Source organism: Arthrobacter sp. efr-133-TYG-118, assembly GCF_030209755.1.
Lineage (GTDB): Bacteria > Actinomycetota > Actinomycetes > Actinomycetales > Micrococcaceae > Arthrobacter.
In genome coordinates, this window is the sequence record NZ_JARVRH010000002.1 from 95,322 (window position 1) to 107,662 (window position 12,341).

A 12,341-nucleotide genomic window follows, 5' to 3' on the forward strand; every position below is an offset into this window, starting at 1 on the left:
ACGTGAGCGAGCGTCGGAGGAAAGTGCCTTAAAGGTGAGCGAGCGTTGGTCCTGCCAAACGCTCGCTCACATATATCGCGTGTCCACCAAACGCTCGCTCACATATACGGGCCCACACGACGGCGCCCGTCACCTTCACGTGGAAGGCAACGGGCGCCGTCGAACGTGCCTGGTGGATTAGCTGAGGTTGCCGGCGGCCGCGAAGGTCTCGGCCAAGCCCTCGATGAGGTCCACGATCGCCGCGTCGGCAACCAAGTCCGGATCAACGAGGCCGAGCAGGGCCTCGAGCCGGGCGCGGCCCGTGAGGAGGTTCGCGGCGGCGATGTCTGCCGCCTGCGGGTCCTGGAGACCGGTAACCGTGGCGGTGTAGGCAGACCAGGCCGCGATCATCCGCGCAGCCGCTTGGCCGCTGCGGCCGGCGGCGCGCTCGGCGCGGAGGACGGGTAGCGCCCGCATGCGCAGCTTGGCACTGCCATCCATGGCTATCTGGGCCAGATGGTGGGCGATCCGGGAATTCCCGAAGCGTTCCAGGAGGGCGGTCCGGTACTCCGGGAGGCGCAAGTCCTCACCGCGCAGGTTGGCAGCGGCCTCGTCCCAGAAGTCCTCCACCGCCTGTCGGCAGAAATCGTCAACGAGGGCTTCGGCCACGGTCTTGTGTCCGCGAAGCTGGCCGGCATAGGCGAGGAGCGAATGGGCGCCGTTGAGAAGCCACAGCTTGCGGTTCTCGTACGGCTCGATCTCGTCCACGAAAACGGCGCCCGCGTCTTCCCAATGCGGGCGTCCAGCCGGGAAGTCCCCGCTGAGGACCCAGTTGCGGAAGGGCTCGGCGACCACGGGCGATTCGTCGCGATATCCGCAGGCCGCAGCGACGGCGTCGACATCGGCGTCCGTCGTCCGCGGGGTGATGCGGTCAACGGAAGTACTGACAAAACTGACGTTGGCGTCGATCCAGGCGGCGAGTCCGGCGTCGAACGCCTTGGCCATCCCCATCACGGCGCTTCTGGCTACGGTTCCGTTGTTGGAGAGGTTGTCGCAGCAAACCACGGCGAGTGGACCGGCGTCGGCGTCCCGGCGCGCGGCGAGGCCGAGCACGAGGCGTCCGAGCGGCGTCGTCGGCTTGCCCGAAGAAGAACCGTCAGCGAGCACGGCGAGGTCCGCGACGACGTCCGGCGCTTGGTTGTCCAACTTGCCGTCGGCCCCCAGGCGGTAGGCGGCCTCAGTGATCGTGAGCGTAATGAGCGAAGTCAGCGGGGCGGCGACAAGCTCGACAAATCGCCCGACGTCGGCACCGTCATCAGCCTCGACAATGCTGCCAATGACTTCGAAAGAATCACCCGTGTCCGAACGCTCCACCAGGGTGTACAGGCCGTCCTGGGCGGCCAGGACTTCTGCGGCGTCCGGGCGGCGGCCCGTGAAGGAGGCGATGCCCCACTCCGCCGCGTCGCCGGCATGCTGGGTGTACCACGACTGGTGGGATCGGTGGAAGGCACCCAGTCCCATGTGCACAATGCGCACCGGGGCTTTGCCGATGGGCCTGATGGCACGGCTCAGGCGGGGAACATCCGCGGTTTGCTCGGGTTCGTTGCTCACAGCTTGAAGACCCTTCGGGGTGAGGAGTCGACGACGTCGACGATGATTTCGTGGGCGCGGTCTTCGCTGACACGATGCTCGGCCACGAGGCGGGCGAGGAAGGATGCTTCGATCCGGCGGGAGGCGTCGTGCCGGGCCGGGATGGAGCAGAACGCGCGGGTGTCGTCGATGAAGCCCGAAGACCGGGAGAAGCCGGTGGTCTCGGTGACGGCGGAGCGGAAGCGGAGCATGGCATCCGGCGCGTCGAGGAACCACCACGGCGCGCCGAGGTACACGGAGGGGTAAAACCCTGCCAGGGGCGCCAGTTCGCGGGAGAACACCGTCTCGTCCAGGGTGAACAGCACCAAGTGGAAGTCCTTGGCCGTGCCGAAGTCCTGGAGCAGGGGCCGGATGGCTTCGGTGTAGTTGGTGGCGAACGGGATGTCGTGTCCGGTGTCCGCGCCGTAGGCCTCGAAGGTGGGCTGGTGGTGGTTGCGGAAGGAACCCGGGTGGATGGTCATGACCAGGCCGTCTTCGACGGACATCCTGGCCATCTGGTACATCATGTGGGCTTCGAAGGTGTTGCGGTCCCCGGCCGTGGCCTTGCCGGCACGCGCAAGCTCGAAGATCCGCTCGGCTTCGCTCCGGTCCAGCTTGAGCGTTGCCGGGGTGAGGACACCGTGGTCCGCGGACACCGCGCCATGGTCCACGAAATAACGACGGCGGTTTTCCAGGGCCTTGATGTAGCCGGTGTAGCCGGTAGCGCCGTCGCCGGCGGAATCCACAAGCCGCTCGACGTTGGCGCTCCACGCCGGGTGCGCGATGTTCAGGTAGGCATCCGGACGGAAGGTCGGCAGCACCCGGCCGTTGAAGGAGGGGTCCTCGGCGATGGCCTTGTGGCTGGCCAGGCTGTCCAGGGGATCGTCAGTGGTGGCCAGGACCTCGATGTTGAAGTCCTTGAAAAGCTGGCGGGGACGGAAATCGGGCTCGACGAGCTTGGCGGCAATGGCGTCGTAGCTTGCGTCGGCAGTCATCTCGCCAAGGTCTGCGCCGAGCTTGAACACGCTTTCGAACTGCGTGCGCAGCCAGTACCCGGACGCGGTGCCTTCGAAGAGTGGCCAGGCCTGGACGAAAGTCCGCCAGATTTCCCGCGATTCGGAGGGATTGGCGCCTCCGGAGAGCAGCTTGTCCATGGGGACTCCGCTGGCGTGGATCAGCCGGGTGACGTAGTGGTCCGGGCTGACCAGAAGCGCGGCCGGATCAGGGAACGGGGTGTTGTGCTCGATGACGGCGGCGTCAACGTGGCCGTGCGGAGAGATGATGGGCAGGTCCTGGACGCGCTCCAGCAGGGAGCGCGCAATGCGGCGCGTCCCGGGATCCGCGGGCAGGAGCCGGTCAGGATTGGCTGCGATCGACTGTGACATAGCTCAATTTTCGGCCGGAAGAATCAATCTGTCAACCGGTTGCCAACTATTGCCATGTCGTTGCATCTCCTCCCGGGATCGTTTGAACCTAGGCGATCAGCCGTCCGCTGGAGCCGCGCACCACGAGCTCCGTGTCTACCCGGACTGCTCCCGCGGGCCCATCGTGGCCTAGCAACATGTCCAGCAGAAGGGTGGCAGCGCGGGAACCGCACTCCCCCAACGGCGACCTCACCGTAGTGAGCGGCGGCGTCGTGAAGTCTGCCCCGAAGATGTCGTCGAAGCCCACAATGCTGATCTGGTCGGGAACGTGAATGCCGGCGGCCTGAAGCTCCTGCATGAGGCCTATGGCGAGGAGATCGTTGTAGGTGATCACCGCCGTCGCACCGCTCGCCAGGACGTCGCGCGCTACCTGGCGGCCGCCGTCGACGGTTGGCTTTGACGATTCCAAGCGGACCGCCGCCAACTTGTACCAATCGCAGGCAGCTTGGACGCCTTCCCAGCGGCGCCGCGACATCCAGGACTGCGGCGGCCCCGCAACATAAGCGAGCTGCTGGTGGCCGTTGGCAGCAAGGCTCCGCACGGCCTGGCTGATCCCTTTGTTGACGTCGGGGACCACGCACGGCACTCCCTCTATTTCTCGATTGATCACAGCCACCGGCTTGTCCGCGGCCAAGGCCCGGATCTTGTCGTCGTCCATGCGCGGGCTCGCCAAAATGAGGCCGTCCACCGTACTCAACATCCTGCGGGCCGCAATGAGTTCGGTTTCAGGCGACTCCGCAGACTCGGCCAGCACCAGGGTGTAGTCCCGGGCGGACCCCGTGGTTTCCGCACCGCGGATAATGTCGAAGAATGTCGGGTTGGTGATATCCGCGACGATCAGTCCGATCGTCTGGGTGCGGCCGGTGGGAAGTGCCCGGGCGAAGGGGTTCACCTGGTAGTTCAGCTGCTCGGCGGCATCCTCGATGATCTTCTGGGTCTTGGCACTGACCCTTCCCGGCTTGCTCAGCGCGCGCGAAACCGTGGACGGGTTGACTCCCGCGAGCTTCGCGATGTCGTAGATGGTGGGCGAGGATCTCTCCCCGCGTCCACGTTTGGCGGGGAAAGTTGCTGCTCCGGAATTCGTCGCTTCAGTCACCGCTCCATCGTAATCTGGCATGGCAACAAAAAGCAGGACGGTTGCCAGACCATTCGGCCGGCGACCGCCCTGCTTAAGTGCCCTGCTTGAGTGCCCTGCTGAGGTGCGCTGCCGAGGCGCTGATAATTTACGAGCGCTCGGCGAACTTGCCTTCTTCGCTGATGCGCTTGTTGAGCTCGCGCATGTACTCCTCCTCGTCGAAGTCGAGGGAGACCTCCCTGCCGGTCCAGCTCGACAGGTGGATGGCGTTGGCCAGCCGGACGCCTTTGATCCCGTCCGAGCCCGGTGCCAACAACGGAGTGCCGTCCAGGATGTTGGCCGCGAAGTTCTCCAGGACGCCTGCGTGCTGTCCGCCCCAGGCCGACTCGAACTCGATGACCTCGGTGGTGTAGTAGTCCTCGGCCTTCAATTCGCCCATGAAGAGCTTGCGGACATCGTCCATGTCCATGCCGTCGCTGAGCTCCCGCTCGGGCTTGACCAGTCGGGTGACCGTGGCGGTCTTGCTGTTTTCCACCACGATCTTGCCCTGGTCGCCCAGGATCTCGAAGCGGTCCGTGCCCACGAGGTCGTGCGTGGCCGTCACGAAGACGCCGGTGGCGCCGTTGCCGTAGTCCACGACGGCCGTGACCTCGTCTTCGACGGCGATGTCCCGGCGGAATCCGTACGCCACCTTGGAGTAGACGGACTTCGGCACGCCGCAGATCCATTGCCACAGGTCGAGCTGGTGGGGTGCCTGGTTGACCAGGACACCGCCGCCTTCGCCGCCCCACGTGGCGCGCCATTCGCTGGAGTTGTAGTAGCCCTGGGGACGCCACCAGTTGGTGATGATCCAGTTGGTGCGGCGGATGGCGCCGATCTCGCCGTTGTCGACGATCTCCTTGAGCTTTTTGTAGAGCGGGTTGTTGCGCTGGTTGAACATGATGCCGAAGGAAAGCTCGGGCTTGGAGGCCGCGAACTCATTGAGCTCCTTGACCTGCTTGGTGTAGACACCTGCGGGCTTCTCCACGAGGGCGTGGATATTGCGCTTGAGCGATTCGATGCCCATTTCCGGGTGCAGGTAGTGGGGCACGCAGGTGACGATCGCATCGACGTCGCCGCTTTCAAGCATGGCGATGTAGTCGTCGTAGAAAGGCGCATCAGGGTACCGGGAGGCCGCCAGTTCCTTCTTTACCGGATCGGTGTCGCAGATAGCGCCGATCACCATGTTCGGAACCATTCCGTCAGTGATGAACTTGGCGTACGTGCCGCCCTGCTGGCCCAGGCCGATGATGCCAAGGCGTACTTTCTTGCTCATGAGTGGATCTCCGTTGTTGTGGGATTAGAAGAGGTCTGCGTGGCCCATGGCCACCAGGTTGTCGTAGGAAGTCTGCAGTGCTTCCCACACGGTGCGGCCGTAGAGCTCGTCCTGCTCCACGAGCAAGTACTCCGCGCCGGCAGCCTGGGCCGCGGGAATGATGGACGGGAAGTCCAGGTTGCCTTCCCCCACTTCGGCGAATTGGACCACGTTCTTGAACTCGGCCATGAAGCCCCCGAAGTCCCCCGTTTCCAGGAGCCCGAAGGCTTGCTCCGGCAGCTCGCCGATCCGGTAGTCCTTCAGGTGCACCATGGCAGTGCGTCCGGCGTATTTGGCCAGGGTCCGGACAGGGTCCAGTCCGCCGCGCTGCACCCAGTGCACGTCGATCTCCATGCCCATGGCCGGAGAGTTTTCGGCAATGATGTCGAGCATGTACTTGCCGTCGAACTTCGCGAACTCGATGTGGTGGTTGTGGTAGTACAGGCCGATGCCGTGTTCCCGGAGGTTTTCGGCGTATTCGTTGGCTTGCTTCGCGAAGTCCACCACTGCGTCGATCGACTTCATGGCCGGGAACGGCATCATGCCAATCCGCAGGAGGTGGGTGTCCAGTCGTTTTGCGTCGTCAACGATCTTGTCGAAATGGTCCTTGAGGGAGTCGCCAGGCATTCCCTTCGGCGTCTCCATGGCGACCGAAAGGGCCGCGATGTCCATGCCCAGTTCGCTGCGCGAACGGTCCAGTTCGGCAACGTTTTCGGGGGTCATCGGGATCTGGGAGATCTCGACGGCGTTGTACCCGATCGCGCTGACCTTGCGGAGCGTTTCAAACGCCCCTGCTTCGGCAAAGCTGCCCTTCAGCATCATTGCCTGCACGCCAATTTTGGCCACTTTGTCCTCCGTTGGTTCCGGGCCCTCATGGGCCGCGTGGTTAGCCCACCTGCCCGGAGATCTCCGGGTAGCTCTGGGCATAGATGTCTTTGACGATCCTGAGTGACTTTTCGGCTTCCGCGGGGCTGATCCAGAACGGAGCAGGATCCCCGAGCTTGGCGTAGAAGTCCTTGATCAGGAGTTCGTGGGATACGCCCCAGTACGCACGCCCACCCGATTCCAAGGCACGTTCCGGGATAGTTTCCACGGTGCCGTCGGCGTAGCTGACACTAAGGTCGCCCCGGAGGCTGAGCGTGGCCTTTTCGGTCACGATGTCGAGCGTCACCGGTGCGTTGGTTGCGTTGGCCAGGGTCGCATAGAAGACGCTGGTGGCACCATTGGCGTGCCCGGCAATGAATTCCGCCGTATCTTCCACCTCGATCACGCCGCGGAGCGAGCGCGTGGAGGCGTGGCCTTCCACCTTGGTCACGTCACCTACCAGCCACTGGAGCAGGTCCACCGTGTGGATGGCTTGGTTCATCATGAGGCCGCCGCCTCCTTCAGCCCAGGTCCCGCGCCACGGCCTGTCCCGGTAGTACTCGGCCGTCCGGTGCCACATCACGGTTGCCGAGGCGCCCAGAACCTGACCCAGCCTGCCGTCGTCGAGCAGTCTCCGCATAGCCTGCGACGTCGCGTTGTAGCGGTTCTGGAAACATACGGCAATCTTCGCCGTGCTCCGTTCAGCCGCCTCGACCAGCCGACGCCCGTCTTCAAGAGTGTGGGCGAGCGGCTTCTCGACAATCACACTGACCCCGCGCTCAAGGCAGTCCGTGGCCAGCGAGGCATGCAGATGGTGCGGGGTGCAGACATGCACGACGTCGGGCCTCACCGCATCGAGCATCTCCAGGTAGTCCGCGTACCCCGCCACGCCGTAGGCGGCCGTTGCCGTCTGGAGGCGTCCGGCGTCGGTGTCACAGACGGCCACCAGTTCAACGTCGTCCATTTTGGCGATCGCTCCGAAGTGCACGCTCGATACATCGCCGCAACCGATGACTGCTGCTGTAGGCATTCTTCTCCCTCAAAAGATGTTTTCCTTTGAACCTACAGGCCCTCAGGCGAGGGCAACACCGTTCTTGGCTGCGAGTGCCGCAAACGCGCGCGCCGCAGCGCCGAAGGCGACGGGTCCGGAGAATCCGCCCAGTTCGTGGGTGCTTGCAAGGTGCGGTTCCAGCGATGCGAAGCCGGCAAAGCCGTCGCCCTTGAGCGCGGCGATGGTGGCGTCCAGTTCGCCGTCGCCTTCACCGGCAGGCACCACTTCACCTGTACCGGCGACTGCATCCTTGACCTGGAAGTACTCCAGGTAGGGGCGCAGCACGGCATAAGCCTCCGTGTACGGCTTCACCCCCACCTGGACAAAGTTGGCGCTGTCCCAGGCAACGCGGAGCGAGGGTGAACCGACGGCCTCCATGATGTCCAGGACTCGCTCGGGCGTGTCGCCGTAGATGCCCTTTTCGTTTTCGTGCAGGAGCACGACGCCGGACGCGGCCGCCTCGTTCGTGAGTGCGGTCAGGCGCTCCATCACTGAGTCGCGGATGTCTTCGTGGCTCTGCCCTTCGGCCCGGTAGAAGGAGAAGATGCGGATGTATTTGGTATCGAGGCCCTTGGCCACCGAAATGATTTGCCGCAGCCGGGCGAGCTCATGTTCCACGGGAACGCTGACGTCGATCTTGCCGATGGGGCTCGCGACCGCGGAAACCTTCAGGCCCTTCTCGTCCAGGATGGCCTTGAGCCGCTCGACTTTTTCCGGCTCGAGTTCCGAAACGTTGGTGCCCCATGCGCTGCGCACTTCGATATGGCTGGCACCGAGGGCTTGCAGTACGGCGGCCTGGACCGCGGGATCGGGATCTACTTCGTCGCCGAAACCGGACAGGCTCCACACGGCATTGGTTTCAGTCACGGAAATCTCCTTTGGATCCGTTCGCCCGCACGGCGGCATATGGCGCCAAGTGGTCGTTCACGGGCATGCGTTCGCCTCGAGTCTAACCAGCTTGGCTTTCATTGACAACCGATTGCCAAATATTGGCAACTTGTCGGAGTGGCAATGAGGCTAAAATCGGGTCGACTGGTTTGTTTCGCAAGAGCGGTGTCCGTAGCCTCAAACACGGACAGGGGACCTATCATGACTGATCAAATAGCGCGCAGCCAGACAAAGCTCTGGAATCGCGACTTCAGCACACTGTGGTGGAGCGAAGCCGTATCGTTCTTCGGAAGCCAGCTCACCCTATTCGCGATTCCCATCGTGGCGCTCCAGATCCTTGACTCTTCCGCCTCGGACGTCGCGTGGATCAACATGGCAGCAGGACTGGGAACCGTGGTCTTTCTCGGGCTGCTGGGGCCCTGGACAGACAAGGTGCGCAGGACGCGGTTCATGTCCCTGATGTCGGGACTTCGAGCACTGGTCCTCAGCACGATGGCAGTTCTGTTTCTCATGGGAAACCTTTCACTGCTTGCCCTCGTGATTGCGGCTTTCCTGGTGTCGGGCTTGACCGGGCTCTACGACAGCGCCTTCGCAGCCCTTCTCCCGAGCGTCGCCCATCGTTCCAAGCTGACGACACATGCACTGCGGACTGGATCCATGACACCAGCCGAGATCGGAATCGCTGGAGCAGTCGGTGGAATCATCAGCCTGCTCTCCATGATGGCTGCACCCTGGGTCTGGGACAGGTTTCGGCCTGTCCGGGCACTCATGGCAACTTTCATGCTCCCAGCTCTCGCAGGCCTCGGCATGCTTTTGCTCACGCCTGGACAAGACGTCGCGAACGTACTTCTCCTCGGGCTTTCGCTCGGTTTCTGGGCGTCTTGCGTGATGGTCAACATCACCGGAACCGAAACACTCAAACAGCTTCTTATTCCCCACGAAGCCCTCGGAAGATTCTCATCCGCCAGCAGGGTCCTCACGTGGGGTATCGACCCGATCGGCGCCGCTCTGGCCGGTGTTCTGGCCCTGTTCCTTCCGACCGGTGCCGTACTCGCCGCGGCGAGCTCCGGCGTCGTGATTTCGGCTTGCTGGATTGCCGCCTCCGGTGCCGTTCGAGAATTGCCCCTCCTGTCCGAGATCGAACCGCGCCCCGAATAAGCGCCGTCAGGCCCCCGTCCGGGCAGGGAAATTTCCAACGGCGATCGCAACCTGGGTCCGTGGGGCCGTCACTGGTCACGGCAGCATCGGCGCTGCAAATTCCCGGGGAGTCCGGCTGCGATTAGCTATGGCACAGAGGCCCACGTGCTGCCAAGATGGGCTCCATGGACCCTCTGGACATGGCGCCACTCCCTTTGGCCGAACCGGTTGTGCTGGTTGTCATGGGCGTTTCGGGCTCCGGCAAGTCCACGGTTGCCGCGCTCCTCGCGGGGCGGCTTGGCTGGGCCTTCGAAGAAGGCGACGCCTTGCATCCCCAAACAAACATCGACAAGATGGCAGCGGGACATCCGCTCACGGATGAGGACAGATATCCCTGGCTGGAGAAGGTCGCCGAGTGGGTCGACCGGAGGCTGGATCAGGGGGAAAACGGCGTCATTACTTGTTCGGCGCTCAAACGGTCTTACCGGGACATCATCAATCGCCGAGGTTCGGGCGTTGTCTTCGTTTTTCTTTCCGGGACCCCCGAGACCATCAGCGCACGGTTGGCCGAACGCCACGGCCATTTCATGCCCGCCAGTATGTTGGGGAGTCAGTTCGCGGACCTTGAGGAGCTGTCCCCGGGTGAGCCCGGAATCCGGATCGACGTTGGTCCGGGGCCGGGAGTGATTGCCCAAGAAATCATGGACAAGTTCGGCCTGCGGCCGAGCGGAACAGGACGAGAACCATGAACGGAATCTCCATCCTCGACAGGACCTTCGCCGGGGTCGCCACCGACGCCACCACGGACGCGATGCATCAACCGTGGACCGGCCACGACACCCAAGTCCTTGTGGTGGCGGCCATCGGCATCGCGATAGTAGTCTTGCTGATCGTCTGGGTAAAGATGCATGCTTTCCTGGCCTTGAGCATCGGCGCCCTCTTCGTTGGCATTGCCTCGGGAATCGCCTTGGACAAGGTGACCACGTCCTACGAAAACGGCGTCGGCGGCGTGCTGGGCTACGTCGGCGTGCTCATCGCGTTGGGAGCGATGCTTGGCAAACTCTTGGCCGATTCCGGCGGTGCGGACAAGATCGTGGACACACTTCTCCACGGCCGGCCTGCAACGCTGCCGTGGAAGATGGCGCTGATCGCCGGCATTATCGGTATTCCCATGTTTTTCGAGATCGGGCTCGTGCTTCTCATACCCGTCGTGATGCTCGCCGTGCACCGTTCCAAGGGCCCGGCGATGCGTCTTGGCATTCCGGCCCTGGCGGGCTTGTCGGTACTCCACGGTTTCATCCCACCGCACCCGGGCCCGTTGGCCGCGATCGGCATCCTCCACGCCAATGTCGGTGTGACTCTTGCCTTTGGCCTGCTGATAGCGATTCCAACCGTCATCATCGCGGGTCCCCTCTTTGGCCGTCTCGCCGCCCGGATCGTACCGATAGGAGCTGCAGGCGCTGGCCTGGCCGTCACCGTCGGAGCCGGTGAGAACGCCCAGTCGGCTAGTTCCCAAGGCCCCGGCGCAAAAGCCGCCGGTTCGCGCGGCGAAGCGCCGGTTGGCAAGGCACAGGATCCACAGGCAACGCGCAGCCCGTCCTTTGCCTGGACCCTGGTGACCCTGCTGTCGCCGTTGGTGCTCATGCTGATCAAAGCCGGGGCGGACATTTGGATGGACAAGAGCGCCGCGCTCCGGCCCTTGTTGGACTTCATCGGCGATCCGGTCTTTGCGCTGCTCGTCGCGGTGCTTCTGGCCATGGTGACTTTTGGTACGAGGGTAGGCTTCTCCGCCTCGACCCTGACGAAGAAGATCGGCGAGAGCCTGTTGCCGATTGTCGGGGTCATGCTCATCGTCGGCGCGGGCGGCGGCTTCAAGCAGGTGCTCGTCGACGGCGGTACTGGAACCGCGATCGCCAAGATCGCGGTAGCTGCCAGCCTGTCGGCCCTGGTGCTGGGGTGGATCATCGCAGTGCTGATTCGCCTCGCCACCGGTTCGGCGACTGTTGCTACGGTGACGGCGGCCGGCATCATCGCACCCCTGGCGACCGGCTTGTCGCCGGCTCAGCTAGCGCTGGTTGTACTCGCCATCGGTGCCGGATCGCTGTTCTTCTCCCATGTCAACGATGCCGGCTTCTGGCTGGTCAAGGAATACTTCGGGCTGACAGTAGGGCAAACGATCAAGACCTGGTCGGTCATGGAAACGATAATTTCCCTCGTGGGATTCGGATTCACACTGCTGCTATCCGTTTTCGTCTAGCCAGGACGGGGCCTAGAGTGCGGCACGCGCCTCGTCGGCGTTCAAAAGCCTTCCACCGAGCCCACCATTCTGGTGGAGGTCGCCTCGCATCAGCTCCAGCCTGCCGGCCGCCTCGATTCCTCCGGCCTTGACCGGATCAAAGCCAGCGGCCCCAATGAGCCTCTCCACCGTTTCAGCCGCCGCGTCGTCGTCGGTTGCGTAAAACAGGACTGCCCGCCTGGATGGCCGGTTTGCTGCCGAACCCAGCGCGTCGGCGCCCAAGGTGCCGAAAGCCTTCACGAAATGCGCGCCGTCAGGGAGCAGATTTGCCACGATCGAGGCTGCCGATTGGCCCTCCGGCAGCGTAGTGGTGTAGCCGCCGCGGCCATCAGGCCCGATCGGGTTGGTCGGGTCGATTACCACCTTGCCGACCAGCGCCTCGGACAATTGGGAGATGAGTTCCTTCTCAGTGTCCAGCCACACGGCCATCAGGACAGCGTCAGCTTGTGCCACGGCATCGGCGACGCTTGCCGAACTCGCCAACGCACCCAGCTCAGCGGCCAACGATTCAGCATGGGATTGATCGCGGGCCGCCAAGACGACCGACTCGCCGCCCTGAACAAGATGGCGGGCGACCCGGGACCCGATGTTGCCGATTCCAATAATTGCAGTTGTCACGTCAACCTCCGTGCGCGCCTTCATCT

General features: G+C 63.6%; 11 protein-coding genes. 3 read left to right on the plus strand and 8 right to left on the minus strand.

Annotation, left to right across the window (positions count from 1 at the left end; translation table 11 throughout):
* Window positions 1–177 precede the first annotated feature (177 nt).
* From QRN59_RS01320 to QRN59_RS01350, 7 genes are all read right to left on the minus strand, one after another.
* On the minus strand, window positions 178–1,500 hold the full coding sequence (locus tag QRN59_RS01320) for a mannitol dehydrogenase family protein (protein ID WP_284980833.1): 1,323 nt from the start codon (window positions 1,498–1,500) through the stop codon (window positions 178–180).
* Between the two features lie 86 nt (window positions 1,501–1,586).
* Window positions 1,587–2,993 carry a glucuronate isomerase gene (gene uxaC / locus QRN59_RS01325; protein WP_284980750.1) on the minus strand — a complete coding sequence of 469 codons (1,407 nt, stop codon included), beginning with the start codon at window positions 2,991–2,993 and terminating at the stop codon, window positions 1,587–1,589.
* An 88-nt stretch (window positions 2,994–3,081) separates the two neighbouring features.
* Entirely contained in the window at window positions 3,082–4,128 is a 1,047-nt protein-coding gene (locus QRN59_RS01330) for a LacI family DNA-binding transcriptional regulator (protein WP_284980751.1), read from the minus strand.
* A gap of 127 nt (window positions 4,129–4,255) precedes the next feature.
* Window positions 4,256–5,422: a Gfo/Idh/MocA family protein gene (locus QRN59_RS01335; protein WP_284980752.1), complete on the minus strand. Its 1,167-nt coding sequence runs from the start codon at window positions 5,420–5,422 to the stop codon at window positions 4,256–4,258.
* 24 nt (window positions 5,423–5,446) lie between these two features.
* A complete protein-coding gene (locus tag QRN59_RS01340) occupies window positions 5,447–6,307 on the minus strand; it encodes a sugar phosphate isomerase/epimerase family protein (RefSeq protein ID WP_284980753.1) in 861 nt (286 codons plus the stop codon).
* 40 nt (window positions 6,308–6,347) lie between these two features.
* Window positions 6,348–7,355, minus strand: a complete 1,008-nt coding sequence (locus tag QRN59_RS01345) for a Gfo/Idh/MocA family protein (RefSeq protein WP_284980754.1) — start codon at window positions 7,353–7,355, stop codon at window positions 6,348–6,350.
* A gap of 42 nt (window positions 7,356–7,397) precedes the next feature.
* Window positions 7,398–8,243 carry a sugar phosphate isomerase/epimerase family protein gene (locus tag QRN59_RS01350; protein ID WP_502871005.1) on the minus strand — a complete coding sequence of 282 codons (846 nt, stop codon included), beginning with the start codon at window positions 8,241–8,243 and terminating at the stop codon, window positions 7,398–7,400.
* A gap of 222 nt (window positions 8,244–8,465) precedes the next feature.
* On the opposite strand from QRN59_RS01350, the gene QRN59_RS01355 reads away from it, so the two are divergent.
* The 3 genes from QRN59_RS01355 to QRN59_RS01365 all read left to right on the plus strand — a co-directional run bounded on the left by QRN59_RS01355 (window position 8,466) and on the right by QRN59_RS01365 (window position 11,658).
* Window positions 8,466–9,422 (plus strand): MFS transporter, encoded by a 957-nt coding sequence (locus tag QRN59_RS01355; RefSeq protein WP_284980756.1) that lies wholly within the window; start codon window positions 8,466–8,468, stop codon window positions 9,420–9,422.
* Window positions 9,423–9,586: 164 nt separating this feature from the next.
* Complete coding sequence (locus tag QRN59_RS01360) at window positions 9,587–10,150, plus strand: gluconokinase (protein WP_284980757.1); 564 nt, start codon at window positions 9,587–9,589, stop codon at window positions 10,148–10,150.
* Between the two features lie 62 nt (window positions 10,151–10,212).
* Window positions 10,213–11,658 carry a GntT/GntP/DsdX family permease gene (locus QRN59_RS01365; RefSeq protein WP_284980834.1) on the plus strand — a complete coding sequence of 482 codons (1,446 nt, stop codon included), beginning with the start codon at window positions 10,213–10,215 and terminating at the stop codon, window positions 11,656–11,658.
* Window positions 11,659–11,670: 12 nt separating this feature from the next.
* On the opposite strand, the gene QRN59_RS01370 is transcribed toward QRN59_RS01365, so the two are convergent.
* Window positions 11,671–12,315, minus strand: coding sequence for an NADPH-dependent F420 reductase (locus QRN59_RS01370; RefSeq protein WP_284980758.1), 645 nt, complete (start codon window positions 12,313–12,315; stop codon window positions 11,671–11,673).
* Between the last annotated feature and the right edge of the window lie 26 nt (window positions 12,316–12,341).

Bases quoted from the DNA above. Each gene is read 5' to 3' on its own strand.
- QRN59_RS01320 (WP_284980833.1), bottom strand. From the start codon at position 1,500: ATGGGACTGGGTGCCTTCCACCGATCCCACCAGTCGTGGTACACCCAG.
- uxaC (WP_284980750.1), bottom strand. From the start codon at position 2,993: ATGTCACAGTCGATCGCAGCCAATCCTGACCGGCTCCTGCCCGCGGAT.
- QRN59_RS01335 (WP_284980752.1), bottom strand. From the start codon at position 5,422: ATGAGCAAGAAAGTACGCCTTGGCATCATCGGCCTGGGCCAGCAGGGC.
- QRN59_RS01345 (WP_284980754.1), bottom strand. From the start codon at position 7,355: ATGCCTACAGCAGCAGTCATCGGTTGCGGCGATGTATCGAGCGTGCAC.
- QRN59_RS01355 (WP_284980756.1), top strand. From the start codon at position 8,466: ATGACTGATCAAATAGCGCGCAGCCAGACAAAGCTCTGGAATCGCGAC.
- QRN59_RS01360 (WP_284980757.1), top strand. From the start codon at position 9,587: ATGGACCCTCTGGACATGGCGCCACTCCCTTTGGCCGAACCGGTTGTG.
- QRN59_RS01365 (WP_284980834.1), top strand. From the start codon at position 10,213: ATGCATCAACCGTGGACCGGCCACGACACCCAAGTCCTTGTGGTGGCG.